The following is a 21,309-nucleotide window of genomic DNA, read 5'->3' as shown; positions in this document are numbered from 1 at the left end:
TGTTGAGGCTGCTGGTGTCCTTGCCGATGTTCAGGAACCTTTCGCCGAGTGCGAGACCGCGGAAACGACTCCCACGACGGCCGATGACGGAGGACCGGCGACGGTCAGCGCTGAGGCACCCGTGTAAACACCCCGCCAGCTGCGGCGATGAGGCATTGGGCCCTCGGCGCATCCTTTGTAGCCCCCGCGGCCACGGCCCATCTTGGCGTACTGTGCCACGACCCCGCGAACGAGCTGATCCAGTGCTTGCGCCGCGCCACAGGCGCACGTTCATTGCAAACTCCGGGTTGTCCAAGTCACGACCGAGCGAAGCGAGTTGGGCCATCCGCGGAGGCATGGCAACCTCGTCACCCCCCGGGCCCCCTGCACTGCCATTCCCAATCCAGACCCAAGCTGTCGTGCGGCGTCGATGAGAACAGCGCAAGCGGTGCCACTATCGATGGTCCGGGCAAGCAGGCGCCTAGGCGAGCTCGGTTAGAAAACCCCAAGTAGTCGCGTCAGCCCATACGCAAGATGATTGCTTACTCGACGTACCCAGTCATAGAACCGAATGACGACGGGAGTCCAGCGCACTAAGCGAGGCACCCAGGTAGGGCTGCTGTCGCCATCGACGGATGGCGTTCGCGACGTTGCGCACTTGCTCCGCGCTCGAATCGACTTCATTTTGACACCGCGCCAACCCGGCCTCCACAGTGCCACTAAATCGAGGATCCCAATTGAAGCGGCCTGAGCTAGGTGACCGATTCATTCTCGAGAGTCAGAATCTTCGCCATGCAAAGCGGCCACAAGTTCGCTGAGCACATCGGCGGTATCTACTTGCGGTCGCACTGAAGTCACGGAGACCGCATCTGCGCTGGGCAAGCTGAACACAAGAGGGCCATGGCCTAACTTGTCTTCGATCGACCGAACGAGCGTGACCGTGGGCAGAGAACCCACTTCGTTGAGGTGAACTGTCCGAGCGGGGATTGTGTAGACGGCACCGGCCTCAACTCGTCGACGCTGGAGGGTCTCTAGATTAAAGCGCCCGATGGGCTCGGACGAGTTAAGGTCCCCGTAGATAATCCTCGAGCCTTGATATTTTCCGAGGGTGTCGCGCGAGGCTCGCAGCGTCGTGTCGACTACGCTCCCAGCCAGAACTAGACTCGTTAGATCCCAGGTGTGCTCGTGAAGGTCTCCTAAATTGTCCCGACTTTCGGTGGCGCCGAGCCAGACATGGAATCGGAAACGTTCGCCATCGAGCGCGCCAGCGCTGGAAGTCAGCTCCGCGTGTGTGAAGCCAAGCGGATGACGGCGAGTCACGATTCGATCTGCTTCAGCCGAGATGGCTCGGACCACATCGCTTAATGAGATCGATGAGAACAGGCCCGCGACAAAAAGGCCATAGATTTCACGCAGGTTCTTCGGCGATTGTTCCGGCGAGCTCAAAAATGTCCCTCCAATCAGGCTCTACAAATCCGTGGTTCCAATGGGCAGTGGCATCAGGGTTAAGGCGCACGAGCTCCTCAAAAAATTCTGCGACATCCTCCGAACCGCGGGAATCGCCCGCTTGAGCCGGCAACGTCAGTCGCGTTGCGTATCCGGCTTCAAACTCGAATTCATCCAAGAGTGAAGAGTGATACCAATTACCCTGTCGGGTTCGAAGGCCGTTCTTCTTGGTGTCCGCCACAGTGATAATAAAGCTCTCCCTATTACCATCCAAACGGAACGGAGAGAAGCGATGAAGCAGCGTGACGTCAGCCGTAATCTTTGACCGAGACTGCCACACCACGGTGGCGTAGATGAACGCCAATAATTCTAAGCGGATCTGCCGAGAATCCCCCCGGGGGTCACCCGGCTGGCTCTTCTTTCGATACAGGGCGTACTTGTCGCAGAGATCCTTTTCAAACGGTGATATGACTTGCACCTTGTAGAGAACGGGCCGGTCCGTGACCGTAGCCAGTCTGGGCAGCACTGCCTCTCGTTGCCACCGGGCAGATCCCCCCCGGAAGTACCATTCGTTGGATTCCCCCAGTAGCGAATCCAGCTCCGACCGGATCTGAGGCGCCGGCACTTCGTGTACGGCATCGTGATCCACGACGCTGAGGACAAGTGAGTGGAGCCCATCCATTCGATCAGAGATTAACTTATCCGCCTCCCGAGATTCAATCTGCGAAAGCACGATCGCCGAAAGGGTCACAGCCCCCAGAGCGATTATCGCCACAAGGAACCAATGATCCGTTACTTCCGCGAATGGCAGTAGAGGCACCAGCGTAAGCAGGACAAGGACCACGCAGAGGAAGAAGGTGACCCAATCAAGCTTGGAGAATGTACCGAAGAACTTCTTCACTTAGCCCCACTTTCTGTGAGTGTCAAGCCGACCAAACTCTACACTTCCCAACCTCCGCGTCTTGCAGCTGGCCCCCTCTCTGACGAAGACTCCGTCGCGCCACGGCCGGTATGGGTCTACTCGAGGCAAGGAGCCAGCGACCGTTGGGCGGACAGTGACCGAACCGGAGTGGCCGAGTTCGGGCCCGGCGACAGGTCCGGAGGAGAGGCTGAGCCGCGCTTGTGAGACGCAATATGGTGCGTCAGCGGAGGCGTCCGGGCCCCATGGGTCGGTCGATGTCGATCGACGATCGCGGGTAAGACCACCCGGGGAATGCTCCGCGTCACCACGGCGGTGACGATCTGGACGGGCGGCCGAGAGTGCGAACGCCGCGATCTGCGTGGCCTCTGCAGCTGGCCACCAGACCCGCATCTCCAGCATTATGGCGGCGATGGCGAGAACTAGCACGGCGAGGAAGGTCGTCAGCGTCAGTATGCTCGTGGCATTCACGAGCACACCTGTGTCCCGCAGCGGCCCATCACCGAGAGCGCCCCGGAGAGCACGGCGCCCCAGGCCGCGGCGAGGATCGGCAGCAGGAACAAGACGCCGACCTTCACGAGCTTTCCCACATTGCCCTCTCCCGAACTAACAGCCTGACACGGCGTTCGACCCCGCGTCTGGCGGACGCTGACCGTCGACGTTCCCCGGCTGCGCGCCTACCTCGATGAGGTGCTGATTCCGGGAGTCTGAATCGGCCGGTACCGCTGCACCGTGACGCCCGAACGGAACTCCCGCCGCTCGATCAGCTCGAGCGTCAGCTCCACGCCGTCGAGCAGCCGCGGCCCGCGACCGGCGATCACCGGATGCACGACGAACGTGTACTCGTCGATGAGCCCCGCCGCGGCGAGCACCACAGGCAGCCGCACACCGCCGAGCGAGATCCCCCGCCCCGGCTGCTCCTTGAACCGCCGCACCGCGTCGACGATCTCGCCGCGGAGAAGTTCGGCGTTCCAGTCCACGGCGTCGAGCGTGGTGGATGCCACGACCTTCCGCATCGGATCCATCACCTCCGCGAAGTCGACCTCACTGGCATCCATCCAGTCGGGCCACTGCCCCGACGCGGGTCGGCGCCACGCGCCCTCCATCAGCTCGTACGTGACGCGCCCGTAGAGGAGCGTGTCGGAGCGGCGCAGCTCGTCGGACCAGAACGCCATCGACTCGGCGTTCGGCGGCAGACCCGCCTCGTGGTGGACGCACCCGTCGAGGGAGACGTTGATGCCATAGCGGAGGGGTTGGGGCATGGCGTTATCTGCTTGTGAATTGGAGCTGGGAGCATTCAGACATCAATCTTCGCCTTCCCGCCGACGACAGCCAGACCTGCGGCTACGACAACGCAGCGGCCGCGGCTACGACGCTGAGCGTCTTAGCACGAACGCCTTATGCTCCGAGCCTTTCACCGCTTCGTCATCGATGACATTCTTGAGCAACGTCAGGACACGAAACCGATCCTCCGGGGTGAGTCCATCACGATCTAGTTCTTTATCGAGGATTCGACGGTAGTCGGCGAAGGCCTTGTGGACCTTCTTCTGGCTCTTCCAGTTGACACCGAAAGCATTCGTCGCTTGATGTTGCACGTGCTCGAAGGAGCCCAAAACGAGCGACTTGAGTCTGAGAATTGTGAATCCGAAATGGGCGAACCAGCCCTCAATCATGGCCCCCTCCGGGGTGCCCAGCCTTACCCCGTGAGCCGCTCCAGATACACCTCGGCGGCGCCGCGTGAGAGTTGGTTGTGCCACTTCTGGTTCGAGTAGGTCCGAAGGCAGGAGCTGCAGCTTGTCTCTGGCCCGCATTCGCAGGTTGCGGCGATCTCGAGGGAGCGTCGCAGAACCGACTCCATGTTCTCGGCGATCAGGATCGCGTAGCCCGCGCCGCCGGGCACTGTGTCCATGAGCACGAGCTCAGGCATCCCGTGGGCAAGGCCTCCCACAACCGAGCCGTCGACGTTGTCCCGAGCAATCTGAAGAGACTCGCTCACACCCTGAAGCACGGCGTAGAGCACTGAGTACGCCACGGCGCGACGCTCACCGACGGTCGAACCAGCCCACGGCACGCCAAGGGCGATCCGGACAACGTCTGTCTCGTACCGATGGCCGAGCGTCCACGGATGAAAACGGCCCCCGCACGGCTTCTGGGTGCGCACGTTGACGTGCGACTTGGGTGCCTCACCAAGCGCCGTAACACCAGCGCCACACCACTCGCACAGACGGTATCCGAGCTCGCCCGGGCCTAGGTTCAGTCGCACGAGCCTGGCGCGCTCCTGCACCTCGCACTCGACAGGGGCACCCCCGAGTGTAAGAGTCCGCTTTGACGTACTCTTGCCAGGCTCGGCAACGTGCGTCTCGCCCCGCCAACTCGTGCGCGGCGGCGCGTCGCCGGGCTTCCCTGGTGAGGGCGAGGTGACGAATCCGAAGCGCGGCTCCATGTACTTGCGCCGCACACCGTCGGAAACGGTGCCGCAGTCCGGACATCCACCGAGATCCTCGCCGAGCTTCTCCCAATAGCGCCCGCAATTTTCACAGGTCGCAAAGAAGAACGGCTGCCACTCTCGGTTATGACGGGTCGCGACTCCCGCTGACGTCCATAGCTGTCCGCCGGCGATGATCGCAGCGCCCGGTGCGTACTCGAAGATAGCCTGGGAGAGATCCCGCGTGAGATCCAGATCGGATGCCGAACCGGGCGCACCCAGCGGTGGCTTCATCTCGACCGTATCGACAGGGAATCCGTACTTCGGGATGAGGTTGTGGTTCGCAAGGTAACCGAGAAGAGGCGCGCTTCGTATCGTATCGAGAATGCGACCGTAGCGGTCTCCTAGGGCCCCCTTGCGCGACTTGTAGGCGGCGAGCGACTCCTCCTCGTAGAACTTGCTCTCCTCTCGGTGGTCTTGCTGAACGGCGCTGAGAAGCTCGCGCAGATCGCGGGACCATCCATTCCATTTCGTGAGATCTGTGCCGCGGATGGAGGCCGGAAGCACATCGTTGATCGCAGCCTGGAGCTGGGTGTCCGGAAACTCGACGAACTCGGCGAATAGGTCAGCGCCCGTCGGCTGACCGGCTGGGCTGTCGAAGAAGCTGCCCACCGTTCGATACACCGTCCCCGCAGCCGCCAGCTGCTCCCGGAAGAACCGCGCGAGGGCGATCGAATAGATATGCCGCTCGGCGATCCGGTCATTCTCGATAGGCACCACCGGCGGCCGCACTGCGCCGCTGATCATCTGCTCGGGGCGCGCGAACGCGGCGAGATCATGCGGCCGCCGTTGCGCATAGGTCAGAGCGAGTGCGGCGTTGTCTGACCGTCGCCCGGCACGACCGGCCCGCTGGACGTAGTTCGACACGGTAGGAGGTACGTTGCGCAGGATGACCGACTGCAGCTCTCCGACATCGACACCCAGCTCGAATGTGGTCGAGCATGAAAGCACATTGACCCGACCGTCGATAAAGTCCTGCTGGATCTCTGCGGCACGCTCGGTACTCCACTGCGCTGTGTGTTCCATCGCCGACAGAGGTATCGGGACGAGCCGTCGGTAGATGGTGCGGTAGTGATCGTCGTCGTGCTCCTCCCCGGACACCCACGGCTCAAGCGAACCCGTGCACCGATAGGTTGGGCAGACACCGCGGACGTCCTCGGCCGTCACTGCACGGCATACCGCACAGCGCCACACGGCGTCTGCCCCAGTGACCAGTTGCGCCTCGAACATGCGTGGGTTGAGCCGCACCATCTCACCCAGCACCGGGTCGATCGTCCTGTCGAACCAGGCCGCCGTCGCAGCTGCGGGGTGCGTGAGAGCATCGAAGACGCCGCCGAGGAAGTCGTCTGCCTTCGCGGAGTCCGCCCCGAGCGCTGCGAGCACTCGCCCGAAGTAGTCGGATCGCGCGTTCCGTCCGCGCGTGGGCACCCAGCTGAGGATCTTCTTCTTTGCGTCGGCACCGTGCTTTCGGGCATAGATCGGGCCGAGGCGCGGTTCGAAGATCTCATCCTGCAAGTTGACAAACTCGAGTCCGGCCACGGCGCCCTGATGCCGCAAGGAGTCCAGGAGCGTCTGGCACAGCGCCCGGATCTCGTCGCGGCTGAGCCCCAGAGCCGTCAGCGGCGGCATCAGCGGCATCTCACCAGGATCTCGCAGTCTCCAAGCGATCAAGCCGACTCCCTCGAGGGAGATGCGCCGATCGAGACCCATGAGCTCCGCCTGCAGCCAGGTCTCTGCCGTGCGCTGCCGAGTGAGCTCCGTCTCTGAAGCGTCAAACACGCCGGCCTGCGATGCGAGATTGCTCGCGAGCGCAGCGATGTCGGTGCAGGCCGCCGCATTGCCGCCGAACTGACCCTTCTGAATCGCTGTATACAGAATCCTGCGCTGCAGCAGCCTTCCGTAGGTGTCTTTGAGATACGGGGCGAAGAAGGCTGCCTGCTGGCGGCTGTCGCTGAAGGCAAGCAGCTTGCGGCCGCCACCCGGCAGATTCACCTGGTCCGCGGATGCCGCCGGGAGCTCGGGATAGAGCGCGGTCACGAGCACCGACACCGAGGCGTCATTGCCGCTCTCGAATCGACGGATCAACCGGGGCCGGTTTCCGCCGCAGTGCACGCACTTGCGCGGACTATCCACAGAACGGCCGACCTGAACGATCGTGCGTGTGGCCGTCCCGCCGCACTCTGCATCCGTACACGGACTGCCGACATTCTGGCTCAGGCCACCACACCGCGGGCAGAGACCCAGCGCCGATGCCGTGCCTGCTCCCGCACCCCCGGACTGCTCGTCGAGCAGCACGACGTCTTCATCGAACTCATCTTCGTCGCCCGCTTCGAGAGAGAACCACGCGATTCGCTGATCGTCGCCGGTCTTGGGTGAGAGCCGACGCTTCTTGCCGGCTATCTCCACCGAGCCCACGAGGTGGACGGCGCCGCACATCTGGCAAGCGGCCATCTCGAACGCCTGCCAATCACATGTCGCGCAGCGTTCGTGGCGACTTAGTGTGACGTGCGGCCCGTGAGGCGAAAGGCAGAGGAAGGCTCCTTCGGTCGCCCGGGCGAACAGGTGGTACTTCGCCGACAGCACGGGCTCTCCGTCGGAGGTCCGCTGACTCGCGCCCCAGGTGACCAACTTTGTGATCTCGTCTACCGACGGCGGTGCGACCGGGTCCAGTCCGTGGGCAATGTCGGCGACGGTGCGGGCACGGTCGCCCGCAAGGGAGCGGATCTCCGCGAGCCGTTCCTCCCCGATCAGAGCATCAGCGATGTTGTCCGCCGAGCTTCCGCGCGCGTGCGCAGCGGCCAGCAGCACGTCCACCGATTCCGCAGCCAGCTCCTCGGCGTGGAACCGACCCCACGTCGGCGTTCCCCCGGACTCCACACGACGCGCGGTGATCACATCCGCAGCCCCGCTCTCGCCCGCTGCGAAGGGCAGACCGAATAGGTCCTCCGCGAACTTCGCGGCGCGTGCGACGTCGTTACCGACGGTCGCGCTCGTAGCGACCGCCTGGATGCCCGCGCTTCCGCCAACTCTTTCGCGAAGTCGGCGGAGCAGGAATCCCACTTCCGCGCCGGAGGCCCCGTCGTACACGTGCGCCTCATCCACGACGATGAACTGCCACGTGCTCCTTGCGCCGGGAGACGCGAACAGCTCCATGTCCTGGGGCCGGAGCAGGAGGTACTCGAGCATCGCGTAGTTCGTGAGGAGGAGGTGCGGCGGTGTCGCACGCATCTGCTCGCGACTAAGCAGCTCGTTCGGGAGCATAGGCTGCCCCGGAAACTGTTTGCTGAAACGCTTCCTCGCGTACTCGGTGGCCTGCTCGGTGTCGCCCGTGTATCGGCCAAAGGTGATCTGCGGGGTGCTCGCGAGGAGCGAGCGCAGCCGCTTCAGCTGGTCGTTGGCGAGCGCGTTCATCGGGTAGAGGAGGATCGCCCTTACCCCGGCGCCGAGCGTGCCCGCCTCATGTTCGCGGAGCAGGCGATCGATGACAGGGAGGAGGAAGCTCTCCGTCTTACCGGATCCGGTTCCCGTCGCGACAACGACGTTACGTCCGCTGTGAATCGCGCGGATCGACGATTCCTGGTGCGAATAGAGCGGGCGGTCGAGGGGGAACGATAACGAGGCGAGCGAGGCGAAGCTCTTACACAGGATGCCCTCGGCGATCAGGTCGGCGGGGGCGGCGCCCTTGACGAACGGCGGTGTCGCCTCTAGATAGGGGCCCTTCACGAGCTGCTGCGTCGCCTCAGCTTCGATGGCACGGTTCAGTGCGATCGCGATCTCGGCGTCGCTCGGCGTCACCAGCGAACGCAGATAGCGGCGGTACGCGCTCGAGATCGTCGCCGATACGGCTACCGGGTCAATTGCTGCGGTCATTCTCGTTCCACCTCGTGATCCAAAGCTCGGCGAGGCCGAGGTCTTGCTGGACGATGCCGGGGGCAGCCTCTGCGAGTCGCATGTAGGCCTTCCGTAGCTTGATGAATGTGCGGCCGGACGCGGGGCCGCCTCGCGCAGCGCTCCGGGCCACGAAAGCGCACGCCAACGACAGCACGGGGAGACTCATCCACCCCTCTTCGCTGGCGCGCACGTCGATGGGAGCGGTCGCGTGGTCGCCGATGTCGGACGTCACGGCCGCGCGCGCTTCAGCGATGAGCCCCCGCGACACCGCGATCACCGCCTCCATCCCACGATCCCGCCTCGCGTCGAACAGCTGCTTGCTCGCCTGGGCGCGCGAGTCCCTATCCAGAAGACCCTGTGGGAGGAGGTTCGCGACCGCCATGATCGCATCGATGCGGTCTTGGGGCATCCGATCGAGCGCTCGCTCATTGGATCCGAACCTGCCTACTGCCGCAAACGAGTCAACTCCATCGTCGAGGATCGACAGGGCCGGGTCCCCGGCGTAGGTGGTCAGGTTCGCGCGGAACTGCTCTCGACCTTCGCCGACGTGCTCGTCGCTGTCGGCGACTATCCCAAGGGCGGGGCTGAAAGACCACAGCAGGTCTGAGGACTCCCAATCCTCCCGGGGAACCGTCACGACGTCTGCTTCGACCAGGAGCCGGTAGAGGTCGTGCGCGTCAGCCCGTGAACGCAACACCGCATCCACAACATGAACACGGCTCAATCGAACCGACTCTGCGAGCTCGCTGCGGAGCCGGTCAACATCTCGTCGAAGCGCGAATTTCGGCACCAGCGTGTATATGTTCAGCGCGATGTGCAAGCTCGTGTCTGAGGCGGGGCACGGCCCATGGCCCGCAAGCCAGCTTCGGAACCCGGACTCGGGCTCGTCGATGGGCTCGACCGCGTCGCCCCACTCGGCGATGAACGCATTGCGCGTCGACCAGTTAGGCAGATTCGGCACGTCGAATGGCACCCACGGGTTCGCGACGTAGACCACGAACGTCGCAGCGCCCTCACGGAGCACTTCCTCGGGTACCGCCGCACTGGTCGCACCCGCCGCGAAGTCGATCCGAGTCGGCTTCTGCCACGGGGCGTAGCGCGGGTATGCGAGGACCATGAGCCCTTCAACGGGTTGCGCCTCCTCGAGCGACAGCACGCCGTCAGTGACCGTCGCGCCCGACGCGAGCAACTGGGGCCTCACGTACGCGACGGGAATCGAGCGATCGTCGACAACCAGCCGAAGCTGTGCGAAACGATGCGCCTGGAGCGTGTCGCTCAACTTGCCGAGCGAGAAGACCCGCGACTCACCCGTCTGCTGACTCGAGTCGACCGCCTGCACGAGTCGCTCGGCGGCGACTGCGGCGAGCTGTGTCTGACGTGTACCGCGAGGCACATCGACGCGCAGTGTGGTATCGCGCAGTAGCTCGAGGTCGAGCGGGATCGGGCCTCCAGACTTCCCCCGCGATACACCACCGACGGCACTGACTGCCATCGAGGGGAGCCGGGCCGTGAGCTCGAGCTCACCCATCGATGACCGAAGTCTGACGTTGCGGCGCCAACGACGAGGTTCGAACGTGAGTCGGGTGCCCGGGTCATCTGTCTCGCCAGCCCGCACAAGCAACTCGGCATCCTCGAGGCCCTGCCCGTCCGACCGCATCCATCGAAAGGTGGTCGAGGTCTCCGTCGACGCGCCCTGTGCGACGGCTGCGCTCAGGACTGCTCCGCGGCCCCAGGGCCCGCGAACCGTGATGATGTAGTCGCCAAGCAACGGCGCGGCTTCCTTGGGCCACGGATCGACAGTCCGCGACTCGCCTGCGACAGTGAACTCCTGAGCGGCCACTACGTCGCCCGCGAGGAACGCGATCGATACGCGCCAGTCGAGGGTTCCTTGCTCTCCCGTTCCGGGCAACTCCACGAGCGGCGGGGCGTCTAGCACAGGGCGCCCGTCTCGCGTTTCGAGATGTGGAACGCGGGCGCCCTCGATAAGGCGCGGGCGCCGAATCGTGGACACGTACCGCGCCCGCGTGGCGTCGGCAAGCGACAGTCTGGAAGCCGCCGAGAGGTCGAGTGCGGCGAAGGTCCACCCGTGCCAGCCGTTCGGCGCCGGAGCTTCTTCGACGACGACCAGCGGCGAGTCAGAAGTCAGTCGATCTGCGATTGCGCCATCGCTCTCGTTTGGAAAGGCGACCCACACGCGCCCGCGCGGCAGGGTATTGCGCGCGGGAATGAGCTGCCGGGAATCGCCGTCGAAGACGATGAGTGGATCGTCGACGTCGACGACGTCGAGATCCCACGTCTGATCCGACGGGGAAACCTGGACCACAGCACGCTTGACAGGCGCGCGGACGCTCACGAACTTGGCGGTTACGAGATCGCCCGGCCAGGGCGCCGGAGACTCGACGCGCTCGCCCATCCCGTCGGCACTGACGACCCACTCGACTTCCGACTCGGTGAATGCTTCGAGCGGCGGCAACTGCACCTGCACCCCCGCTGGGGTGAGAACGAGATTGACGGTGCGGAATCGGCGGTCCGTCGAGTCCTGTTCCGTCGACGCGCGCCGGGCCCGCTCTCCCCCAGGGCATCGGCGATCTCCCGAAGGATCGAAGGTGGCAGCCCTGTGTCTGGCCCCGCCGGGTGCCCGAGCTCGTCGATCACGACGAGGCACCGCTCGACGAAGTCCTCCGCGATTTCCCCGGTCTCGGTGAGGAAGAGCCAGGTCGGCACGTCGATCCCGCGCGAGATCGCGACGCGTTGCGAAGACGCAGTGATCCAGGACACGAAGCTGCGCGCATCGCCGGAGGGATTCTGCGCATCCCAGCGGGCGAGCACCTTCGCGAACGGTCCGGTGCTCTTGATCGGAATGCCGCCGTGGAGGAGTATCTCGCCGACGTGCCGCCGCGTCGGCAGCGTAAACCGCGAGAGCCCCAGGGTCTTTAATCCGTATCGGAATGACTCCGCGAGCTCCGACTGCCGGTTTCCATCTCTGAATTCATCGAAGGTTCCGAACACGTGGTCCCAGTACCTGCCGGCGTCATAGTCGCGCGCGCCTACCGTACACAGACCCGCGAGCAGGACGGCACGATATCTGCGGGCGAGCCGCGTGCGTTCACCGGCCGAGGGAAGCCGCACCCAGTTGAGCCCAAAGACCCGGAACGCGGCGAACGCTTCCTCCGGGTCAATATTTGCTTCGGCCACCAGCGAGCAGCCAACCATCCGCTTACGCCAGTCGCGCTCCCACCGGTCAAAGATCTCGTTTGTGACGACCACCATGTCGGTTCCCGATTTCTGGCTTTAGACGTAGGCGCGTGCCGCCGGCCCGCGCACGGTCCGTCCAGCGACCGCTCCCCGGCACGGCTGGCCGCCCCCCGTGTCGCGATCCTTCAGATCAAGCACCTTCATCTTGCCGTCGACCTCGGCGATCGCCTCATACGAGGGCAGCGCCGCACGGAATCGGTGCCACGGAACCGAGCGCATACCGCATGTGCGGGCGCGCGTACCTCCGTACAGTGCAACTGACATAGCCCCCCCTACGGAAGGCTAGCTGGTCGTGTGCCGCCGCGTGGGACGACATACGGCTGGGCGGCGCACCGGTGTCGCATGGATCGTCTATGTGGAGCGCCGACCCGTTATCGAGACGACGGGGAGCAGCCAAAGCGAGCGATCAGTTCGTGGCGATCGCGATGGGGCCCGAAGGTTCGTCCTCACGCCCGAGAGGGAGACTGCTGGATCATTTGGTGATGTCAAGGCGAGCCGCTGGACCCGCAAAGGGTTTCAGCTCATCACGGAGTGCCCGCGTTGTGATCTTCAGATTGGATCCAGCGTCCACTACACGGCGTCATTCCGACTCGGGTAAGTGGGTGTAGGCAATGGACCGCCGATAGCAAGTCAGCAAATCCGGGATGGGTTGCACTACGTCATCAGACACTCGCCTTGGCCCAGCTCAACTCTCCCTGGTCGCATCTGGATGAAGCCTGCTGGATCACGCGCTTACCCAGCCGCTCGGCTCCGCCGATTCATCGATCCGCCGAAGCCGGGCAATTAGATCCGTGATCTGACCGTTGCTGAAGAGGGCGTCCGGGCCTTCGGGCGCAACACCATCGAATGGGTCTTCATATAGACGCCGGGGGTCTAGATAGCCGGCGATCGTGAGCTGCTGCACGACAAGGTCGACGAACGCGTGCTGGCGGTGAGTGAATCCCGGGGTAGAGACGAAGTCGGCGAGCGCGTCCTCGACAGCGGAGCGCTCCATACCGACAATCGAGCGGATGAGCCGGCCGAGACCGCCAGCGTCCGTCGCCTCGTCATGCAGCTGCGCGCCGTCGACGACCCCGGCGGAGGTCAGCGCCTCTTCCAACTGCTCGAGGTCAACCTTGGTAAGGGGGCGGCCGGTGCGGAGCTTGTGCAGGGCGACATCCGATCGGCCGGCGAGGAAGCCGAAGAGCTTCTCGCGGAAGGCGCGTCGGTTGAGCCCCGGTACTACGCGGGTCAGGACGACATCGCGGGCGGGGTCGAGGGTGTCCTCAAAGTCGGAGTACACCATTGCCTGGTTCTCGCGGCCGATGAGACGCACAAGGCCACGGAGGTTCACGCGCACGCGCTCGAGCATCACGGCGTCGACGTGCTCCCACCACGACGCATCAGCGACGGCGTCCAACAGCGCCGCGTGCAGGGCCACAGCCGGGATGCCGCGCTGATCGCCCAACGCACGCGCGATGTCGACGATGCGGGCGGCGACGCCGGCTGGGAGCGTCTCGCCGTTCGCCAGGGCCACCTGCGCGGTGAGGACAAGCGCGTCGAACCGCTTGGCCGCCTCGTCCGCGTCTTGTTCGGCCGCTGAGGGCAGGCCGGCGAGCTCCGCCGCGGCATCCACGTCGGCATTGTCGAAGTCGTCCCAAGCATCCGCACTGCCGAACCGCTCGACGGCACGCAGCCGGCGGCGCACGAGGAAGTTGTCGTGGTTCATGGCCGCAACCGCAGAGTGCAGACGCGCCGCGAGCACCGCACGCAGGGCCGCGGCATCCGGGTCGTCGGTATCGCGCAGCGCCGCAAGCAGACGGGTGCGCAACACAAACGTGCGCTCCGTCAACGACACCGAACGGGGTACCGCTGCCTCGGTAAGTTCGTCGTTGAAGTAGTCGATATTGCCGCACACGTCGAAGATCACGAAGTCGCGCTTGTCGTCACCGGGTCCGTACAGGTCGGGGCGTAGGCGCGTACCGCGGCCAACCATCTGCCAGAACTTGGTGTGCGAGTTGACGGGCTTGAAGAACACGAGGTTCACGACGTCGGGCACGTCGATGCCGGTATCGAGCATGTCGACCGAGATCGCGATGTGCGGCGACTTCGCGGGAGTGGAAAACGCGTCGATAAGGGTCTGCGCGTACGGGCCGGACGCATGAGTGATCACGCGAGCGAATTCTCCGCGCATCTCGGGGAAGTTCGCATCCCACCGCGACTCGATGAACTCGGCGTGCCGCTGATTCTTCGCGAAGACGATCGTCTTGCCGAGCACGTCACCGCCGCCCACGCGGCGCCCCTCCGTGACGAGCACGTGGAGCACCTTATCGACGGTGTCTTCGTTGAACAGCCATCGGTTCATCGCTGCCGCGTCGATGGCGTCCGGGATCTCGCCGTCCTGCCACTCGAGCTCATCCCACTGCTCGCGCTCTTCGGAGCTCAGGTCCGCGTAGCGGATGCCACGCGCCATGAACCCGAGGTCGATCGGACGCGCGACAGGAGGGACGAGGTACCCGCCCGCGATCGCATCGTCGAGCTCGAACGCGTCGGTCGGCACGCCGTCGTCGAGGTCGAACATTTGGTAGGTGTTGTGATCAACGTCGGCGCGCGGTGTTGCGGTGAGGCCGACGACGAGCGCGTCGAAATACGAGAAGATCTCGCCGTACCTGTTGTAAATCGACCGGTGTGCCTCGTCAACGACGATGAGGTCGAAATAGCCCGGTCCGAAGCGGCGCAGCGCGTCTTCACCGGAGTCAATCAGGCCCATCACTGTCTGGTAGGTCGAGACGAAGACCCGCCCGTCGCTGTCGCGGTCGGTCACGAGGTTCACCGGGGCACTATCGGGCAGATGGGTCTTGAACGCCGCGACGGCCTGCGTGACCAGCGCCGTGCGGTCGGCGAGGAACAGCACGCGCTTGACCCAGTTCGCCCGCTGCAGCACATCGACGAGGGCAATGACGGTGCGGGTTTTCCCGGTCCCGGTGGCCATGACGAGCAGCGCACGGCGGCGCTGATGCTCGAACGCCTCGGTCACCGCGCGGATAGCACGCAGTTGATACGGCCTCTCGACGATCGTGTGATCGACGGATGTCGTCGCGAGCGGCTTGAGCGACGTCCGGCGCTGAATTGCTAGAGCGAGCTGATCTTTCGTCATGTACCCGGCGACGGTGCGGGGCGCGTGACGGCGGTCATCCCACAGCCAGGTCTCGAACCCGTTCGTGTAGTAGATCAGCGGACGCTGACCGAAGTCGCGCTCCAGGGCATCCGCGTACACCTCGGCCTGCAGCCGGCCCTCTTTCGCGCTCTTGGTCGTTCGCTTGGCCTCGACAACAGCGAGCGGCTTGCCGTCGTCGCCCCACAGCACGTAGTCGACCCGGCCGTCACCAGAAGCAGTGGGAATGCCGGTGACCGGCCATTCCCGATCGCGCGCGTGGGTGAGTAGCCAGCCCGCTTCGGCGAGCTGCAGGTCGATGAGGTCACGGCGCGTCTCGGCTTCGGTCGCGACGGTCGGGTCGGGGATGCCGCGCGCGGCGTTGACGATGTCGTTCGCGGCCTTCGTCGCGGCGACCTCGGCCTGTAAACGAGCGAGCTCCTCCTGCAGCGCTGCACTGCGCTCACGCTCTTCCGCGAGCGCCCGCCGCGCCTGGTCGAAATCCTCCTGCGCGCGTTCGAGCTCCGCGCGGGTGTGCTGGATCACGGCGGCCGGAGCCGGCGGCACCCGAGCGAAGTCGAAGGGAGGGGCTCCGGCGGCATCCGGATCGCCGTAGCCGTGGTCGAGCCAACGGCAGATCGTGTGCAGCTGTTCGAGCGACCCTCGGGCGCGGCCGAGCCGCATCGCCTCTTCTTTATGGACCGCGTCGTTGCCAATCGTTCGCACGATGCGGAGGCTGCCCGTCACGTTCTGGCCGACCAACGCCCTGAAGGCGGCCTGGGCCGTCAAATTCGCGAACGAGTCATCGTACGGGCGCGGCAGATCCTCGGCGGCGTAGATCCATTCGGTGAACATCTCGCCGGCGCGCCGGGCGTAGGTCGCCGACGCGCGCGGGTCGCTACGAAGGTACGACTCAGCGCGGGATGCGGCCTCCCAGACTTTCGGCCAGCGATCCCGGACGAAGTCGAAGTTCCCCAACGCGCGGCCCCCTGCGGCAGGCACGGCCCTGCCTTTCGTCATGCTAGCGAACGGTGCCGACGTTGCCCCCAGATCGAAGCCGGATCCTGAAACTGTCCGGCGTCAACGCGCTCGTGATGATCGTCGACACAGAACCCGATCACCCGCTACTCGTCAGCGAAGAAGTCCTCGTCTACCTTGAGGATCTCGATCGTCCTGGCAACTTGCACGCCCACCTTGTGTCTGAGCATGAGCGCGGTAAGCCGTTCGCCGTCGACGAGTGCGATCTCCTGCGGCACGCGTTCCGCGGCATCGACCGCCTCGCCGGTGAAGCGGCTGGTTGTGAAGAACACCCCGACGTTCGCGCCCCGCGTGGCGAGAGCTCCCACGAACTCCTGTACCTTCGGGCGTCCGATCGTCGCCTCCGCGTAGCGCTTCGCCTGAACGTAGATCTTGCTCAACCCGAGCTCGTCGCGGTCGATAACGCCGTCGAGACCACCGTCGCCCGAGCCCCGCAAGGGAGACATAGTTCCATCGCGCCCTTAGCCCATCTTCACCAAGAGCGACCGGACGACGCGCTCGAAGTCGTACGGGTCGCTCTCCTTCAGTCGCTGCAGAAGAGTCGACTTCGTGTCGCTCTCGATCAGCTGGATTCCCGAGCTGATGAGCTCATCGGGGTCGGCGTCGTCAACTATCGTCGGGGATGGATCGACGGTGGTCGTCTTCCGTCCGCGCGCGGGGGTGTACTCGCTGTAGGCCGGGATCGCGTAGACAGCGGGCTCGGGGATCGGACCCGAATGCTCGCTGAGCAGTCTGCGTCCGGTTTCGGTGATGCGGAAATGCGCTCGCGACGGTGACTCGATCGCCTTCGCTCGGCGCAGTGCAGACGTCGCCCATCCGATTCGGTTCAGCGCCCGAGGCTGACCAGAACTGAGCGTCTCTGCTATTTCGTCCTCCGTAAGACCTGCACGGGCGATGATGGCCCGCTCCATGTCGCGCTTCTGCCACGTCCGACCGTCGGCGAGGACCTCGAGAAGCGGCCGGAAGAACTCGTACCAGCGCGGCATCGTCGAAATCGGCCCGGGGTTGCCTGCGTCAGTCATAGTTCTCCTCGAAAGGCGCGGTGCTGGAGCGAAGCGAAGAGGGCGTCGAGGCTTTCAGCGGATTTGCGCATGGCCGAGTTCACCGCCGCGCGCTGCCGCTCGAGGGCATCGATGTTGGCCTGCACTTCAGCGCTCGGAACTGGCACAACCACAGAACCCAGAAGTTGCTGGTTCACCTTGTAAGTTCCGTTGGTGGTCCTCGCTCCGCGTCGGATCTGTTTGCGGACTCCCTCGCCCCGCCAAGCTGCTAGCAGCGTCAGCGACGTGATTACTTTCGAGGGGCGCATGGCGATCATCGTGTCCGGGAACGCAACGTCGGTGAGAGAAGCATCACCTACCGCCATAACGCCGACGAGGTCCTTATTGCCGTTCCCGCGACAGATGAGATGAAGCCCCTCTGTGACGACCTTGTCGGGGTCATGCGCGGTCGCGAACAGGTCGGCCTTCCGATGACGGGGCTCGAACCCGCCCCGCGTAATTGCCGAGAGGGTCAACACCTCGGCCCGGACCGTGCCTGCTCGAGACGGGGAAATTCCGTTGCGGAAAGGCTCAGCAAGCATCGACCCCAGCGGGCGCCAATCATCGGCGGTGTCGATCAACTCGGCGACCGCCGTGTCTACGAAGCGATTCATCGCGGCACGCTCGCGGTCCTTCTGCTGACGAAGGGCATCAGCCTCATCGAGGATCGCGGCGATGCGGCGCTGCTCGGGGAGGGGCGGGAGCGGAATCTCCAGCGATTGCAGGTACGACAAGGGCACGCGCCGCTGCCCCGCGCTACCTGTCATGCGGATTGTGCCATTGGCTCGGACCGAAGGGGACCGGAGATACTGCAAAGCGAAGCGGTCGTGCAATAGCTCAGCGTTTGGCCGAACAACGTGAAACTCGGTCGAACCCCAACCCCGTTTCGTATGCAGAGAGGCCTGTGCGATCTTCCCGTTCTCGAAGCAAGGGGTGATCTTCGCAACCAAAAGATCGCGGTCTCGAAACGGGGTGTAGCCCGACTTGAGATCGCCAGGCTCGACGCGTATGCCCGCCGTCGTCGTGCCGTTCTCCGACACGTCTGCCATCCCCAGGAAAGTTCCTGATTCGATGTTCGAGTCGCCTCGCGGATTCAGCCACGAGACCTCGCCCAGCGATACGGTCTCCCAGGTCACGCGAGCATCTCCCGCAGGCGCTTCAGGCCGTCCTGGATCTCGACCTCGAGCGCGTCGAGCTCGTCGAGGATTTCCCCTGGCGAGCGGTGCTCGACCTTCTCGACCTCGATCTCCTTGTAGCGGTTCAGGCTCAGGTCGTAACCGCTGTCGACGATCTCCTGCTTGGGCACGAGGAAGCTCTGATCTGTTCGGGCGCGTGCCGCCTCAGCATCCCGCGCCTGCCAACGGGCGAGCACGTCGGGCAGGTCGTCGGCCTCGATCGGCGTCCGCTTGTCGTCAAGCGTCATACCGTCGGCGCGCACATCGTAGAACCAGACCTGGTCGGTGCCGCCCGACGAGGTCTTCGTGAACAGCAAGATCGCGGTGGACACCCCCGTGTATGGCTTGAAGGTTCCCGACGGCAGCTTTATGACGCCATCCAGCTTGTGTTCGTCGACGAGCATCCTCCGCACAGCCTTGTGCGCGTTAGACGACCCGAAGAGCACTCCCTCGGGCACAATGACGGCCGCGCGTCCGCCATTGCGCAGCATCCGGATCATGAGAACGAGAAAGAGCAACTCTGTTTTGCGGGTCTTAACAACCTTCTGCAGGTCTTTCGCGACCGTCTCGTCGTCGAGCGACCCAGCAAACGGCGGATTGGCGAGCACGAGTGTGTACTGATCGAGACCCGGGTGCCCCTCCGACAGCGAGTCGGCACGCTCGATCGTGGGGTTTTCCACGCCATGCAGCAGCATGTTCATGCTCGCGATACGCGCCATCGAGGCATCCGAGTCGTAACCGGTGAACATCGGGCCGTTGAAGTGGGCACGGGTGGCGGCATCCGTCCAGATCTCGGGGTGGTGCGCGCGCAGGTACTCCTCGGCGGTGATGAGGAATCCGGCCGTGCCCACCGCCGGATCGATGATGAGGTCGTCCGGGCGCGGCCGCTGCAGGTCGACCATGAGCTGGATGATGTGGCGGGCGGTGCGGAACTGCCCGTTCGTGCCACTCGTCGAAAGCCTGAGCAGCATGTACTCGTAGATGTCGCCCTTGGTGTCGCGGTCTTCCATCGGAATCTCGGCGAGCAGGTCGACGACCTTTGTCAGCAGCGCCGGCGTCGGAATTGTGAAGCGCGCGTCGCGCATGTTGCGCGCATAGCTCGAACCCTGAGCGCCGAGCCGGCGCAGCCACGGGAAGACGTGCTCAGAGACGACATCGAACATCTCGGCGGGCGAGTAGTTCGTGAACACGCTCCACCGGAGGTCGCGGAACGGCCGGCGCACCGGCAGGTCGCTGTCGTAGCCGTCCGGGAAGATCGGATTTTCAATCGGGTCACCGAAGCGCACAGCCTTCTGCTCAGCCTTGGTGTGCAACTCGTCGAGCCGCTTGATGAAGAGCAGGTACGTGATCTGTTCAATCACCTCGACCGGATTGGCGATGCCGCCCGACCAAAACGCATCCCAGACCTTGTCGACCTGACTCTTCAGTGGACCGGTAACCACAGACTCTCCCGACTCGCGTGCAACCCTGTCTACGCTAACCGAGGCGGTGAGCAATGGTGCTCGGCTCCGACGACGCAGTGACGTCGACCGGCATGCCGGCACCCAGAACGGTGCGCACGGCGATTCGACGACCCCGCACGTCAGTGGCGAGGTCGGACCAGTCGATGTCGGCATCCGGACGGGGCTTGGGCGTTGCGTCGCCCGCCCACGCGGGCAACCGCCCCTAACCGCCCGGGCCGGTGACCCTGTGCACCGCTCCGCTACTCACCAGGACCCAGCCCCAGCAGCCTCTCCAGCCCGTCCTCCGTAACGATCGGAATCCCCCAAGCCCGCGCCTGCCGTGCCTTCCCCGACATCGAATCGGGGTCGGCGGCCACGAGCACCTTTGCTTTCTTCACCATGCTGTCCTTCGGGATCAGACCGCGCTCGGTGAGGATGTCGAACCATGCCGCTCGATCTCGACGGGTGTCGCCCGTGATGACGACGGTGTCGCCCGGCGCCAGGCGGAAGCCGGTGGTGAGAGTCGGTGCTGCGGCATCCGGTTTTGAAGCGGCGCCGGCGATCGTTTCCGTATCGATCTCTAGCAGACCGCCGATCTTCTGGATGTCGGCCCACTCATCGGCGGTGAGCTGGTCGTCGGCCCAAGCGGCCGAGACCAATCCGTCGAAGTAGGCGCGGTGAAGACGGCGAACCGCAGCGCTCGAGAGGTTGAGCTCTGCGGCGAATCGGATGAGGTCGTCGGTCTCCGTCGCGGACATGTACCGATCGAGGAGGACACGGTCGAGCAGAGCGAGGTAGTCGAGATTCAGGGCGCCGTCGTCGACGGCGGCATCGAGCGCGACGTCCACGTGCAACCGCTCGAGAACCGACCGCGGCGCCGTGTCGGACTCCGTACGCGCCAGCCAAGCTGTCGTATCGCACGGCTCATCCGGCCACTCCCCCGGGGTCGCGAGCCACCCATCCCACCATGCGGGATCGTGACCCGCGCCGATGTAGGCGCGAAGGAGCGCCGCTGCGGCGAGGGCATCGGCCGAGGCGCGATGAGCGTTCTCCATCGCATAGCCGATCGCAGCGCTGCAGTCGGCGAGACTGCGACTGCCCGGCAGGAATGTGCCCGCGAGCTGCATCGTGCACATCCAATACTCGTGATCCGGACACATGAGACCGGCTTGCTGCATCGAGTGGGTCAAGAATCGCGCGTCGAAACTGGCGTTGTGCGCAACAGGCACCCGCCCGCGCAGGAGCGAGGCGACGGACGGGGCGAGTGCGGCGAACTCCGGAGCTCGCGCGGCCGCAGCGGCACTGATGCCGTGGATGCGCTGCGCACCCATGTCGCGCATCGGGTTGACGAGCGTTTCCCAGACTCCCTCGACGACGCCTGTCGGTGAGACGTGCACGATCGCCACCTCGACGATGCGATCGTGCTTCTGCGGAAAGAGACCTGTCGTCTCGAGATCGATGACAGCGAATCCTCGCCCCATGTTGTGCCCCCCAAGCTGATCGAGG

The 21,309-nt window shown here is 64.7% G+C and carries 12 protein-coding genes; all 12 read right to left on the bottom strand.

Features of this window, described 5'->3' with window-relative positions; all coding sequences use genetic code 11:
* Nucleotides 1-1,387: 1,387 nt before the first annotated feature.
* Nucleotides 1,388-2,326, bottom strand: a complete 939-nt coding sequence (locus tag CSIV_RS18050) for a hypothetical protein (RefSeq protein WP_139340660.1) — start codon at nucleotides 2,324-2,326, stop codon at nucleotides 1,388-1,390.
* 485 nt (nucleotides 2,327-2,811) lie between these two features.
* On the bottom strand, nucleotides 2,812-2,934 hold the full coding sequence (locus CSIV_RS18710) for a hypothetical protein (protein ID WP_274519545.1): 123 nt from the start codon (nucleotides 2,932-2,934) through the stop codon (nucleotides 2,812-2,814).
* 87 nt (nucleotides 2,935-3,021) lie between these two features.
* Nucleotides 3,022-3,606 carry a dihydrofolate reductase family protein gene (locus CSIV_RS09440; RefSeq protein WP_077051118.1) on the bottom strand — a complete coding sequence of 195 codons (585 nt, stop codon included), beginning with the start codon at nucleotides 3,604-3,606 and terminating at the stop codon, nucleotides 3,022-3,024.
* Nucleotides 3,607-3,711: 105 nt separating this feature from the next.
* Complete coding sequence (locus CSIV_RS18045; protein WP_139340659.1) at nucleotides 3,712-4,017, bottom strand: hypothetical protein; 306 nt, start codon at nucleotides 4,015-4,017, stop codon at nucleotides 3,712-3,714.
* 23 nt (nucleotides 4,018-4,040) lie between these two features.
* Nucleotides 4,041-8,699: a DEAD/DEAH box helicase gene (locus CSIV_RS09435; protein WP_077051117.1), complete on the bottom strand. Its 4,659-nt coding sequence runs from the start codon at nucleotides 8,697-8,699 to the stop codon at nucleotides 4,041-4,043.
* Nucleotides 8,683-11,205 carry a hypothetical protein gene (locus CSIV_RS09430; RefSeq protein ID WP_139340658.1) on the bottom strand — a complete coding sequence of 841 codons (2,523 nt, stop codon included), beginning with the start codon at nucleotides 11,203-11,205 and terminating at the stop codon, nucleotides 8,683-8,685. Before CSIV_RS09430 ends, CSIV_RS09435 begins: the two co-directional genes overlap by 17 nt.
* A gap of 1,494 nt (nucleotides 11,206-12,699) precedes the next feature.
* A complete protein-coding gene (locus tag CSIV_RS09415) occupies nucleotides 12,700-16,128 on the bottom strand; it encodes a DEAD/DEAH box helicase family protein (protein WP_238592358.1) in 3,429 nt (1,142 codons plus the stop codon).
* A 104-nt stretch (nucleotides 16,129-16,232) separates the two neighbouring features.
* Nucleotides 16,233-16,592 carry a restriction endonuclease gene (locus CSIV_RS18040; RefSeq protein WP_139340657.1) on the bottom strand — a complete coding sequence of 120 codons (360 nt, stop codon included), beginning with the start codon at nucleotides 16,590-16,592 and terminating at the stop codon, nucleotides 16,233-16,235.
* A gap of 15 nt (nucleotides 16,593-16,607) precedes the next feature.
* Nucleotides 16,608-17,168: a winged helix-turn-helix domain-containing protein gene (locus CSIV_RS18035; protein WP_139340656.1), complete on the bottom strand. Its 561-nt coding sequence runs from the start codon at nucleotides 17,166-17,168 to the stop codon at nucleotides 16,608-16,610.
* Nucleotides 17,165-18,322, bottom strand: coding sequence for a restriction endonuclease subunit S (locus tag CSIV_RS09405; protein ID WP_077051112.1), 1,158 nt, complete (start codon nucleotides 18,320-18,322; stop codon nucleotides 17,165-17,167). The genes CSIV_RS18035 and CSIV_RS09405 overlap by 4 nt, the downstream gene beginning before the upstream one ends.
* Nucleotides 18,319-19,803, bottom strand: a complete 1,485-nt coding sequence (locus CSIV_RS09400; RefSeq protein ID WP_077051111.1) for a type I restriction-modification system subunit M — start codon at nucleotides 19,801-19,803, stop codon at nucleotides 18,319-18,321. Before CSIV_RS09400 ends, CSIV_RS09405 begins: the two co-directional genes overlap by 4 nt.
* 260 nt (nucleotides 19,804-20,063) lie before the next feature.
* The gene (locus CSIV_RS09395) at nucleotides 20,064-21,284 is read right to left on the bottom strand and encodes an exonuclease domain-containing protein (RefSeq protein WP_077051110.1); all 1,221 of its coding nucleotides are present in this window, start codon (nucleotides 21,282-21,284) and stop codon (nucleotides 20,064-20,066) included.
* Nucleotides 21,285-21,309: the final 25 nt, after the last annotated feature.

Source organism: Microbacterium sp. CSI-V (assembly GCF_001984105.1).
Lineage (GTDB): Bacteria > Actinomycetota > Actinomycetes > Actinomycetales > Microbacteriaceae > Microbacterium.
Note: the sequence above shows the minus strand (reverse complement) of the source record. Positions and strands in the feature narration are given on the sequence as shown.

Bases quoted from the DNA above. Each gene is read 5' to 3' on its own strand.
- CSIV_RS09435 (WP_077051117.1), bottom strand. From the start codon at position 8,699: ATGACCGCAGCAATTGACCCGGTAGCCGTATCGGCGACGATCTCGAGC.
- CSIV_RS09440 (WP_077051118.1), bottom strand. From the start codon at position 3,606: ATGCCCCAACCCCTCCGCTATGGCATCAACGTCTCCCTCGACGGGTGC.
- CSIV_RS18045 (WP_139340659.1), bottom strand. From the start codon at position 4,017: ATGATTGAGGGCTGGTTCGCCCATTTCGGATTCACAATTCTCAGACTC.
- CSIV_RS09395 (WP_077051110.1), bottom strand. From the start codon at position 21,284: ATGGGGCGAGGATTCGCTGTCATCGATCTCGAGACGACAGGTCTCTTT.
- CSIV_RS09415 (WP_238592358.1), bottom strand. From the start codon at position 16,128: ATGACGAAAGGCAGGGCCGTGCCTGCCGCAGGGGGCCGCGCGTTGGGG.
- CSIV_RS18035 (WP_139340656.1), bottom strand. From the start codon at position 17,168: ATGACTGACGCAGGCAACCCCGGGCCGATTTCGACGATGCCGCGCTGG.
- CSIV_RS18040 (WP_139340657.1), bottom strand. From the start codon at position 16,592: ATGTCTCCCTTGCGGGGCTCGGGCGACGGTGGTCTCGACGGCGTTATC.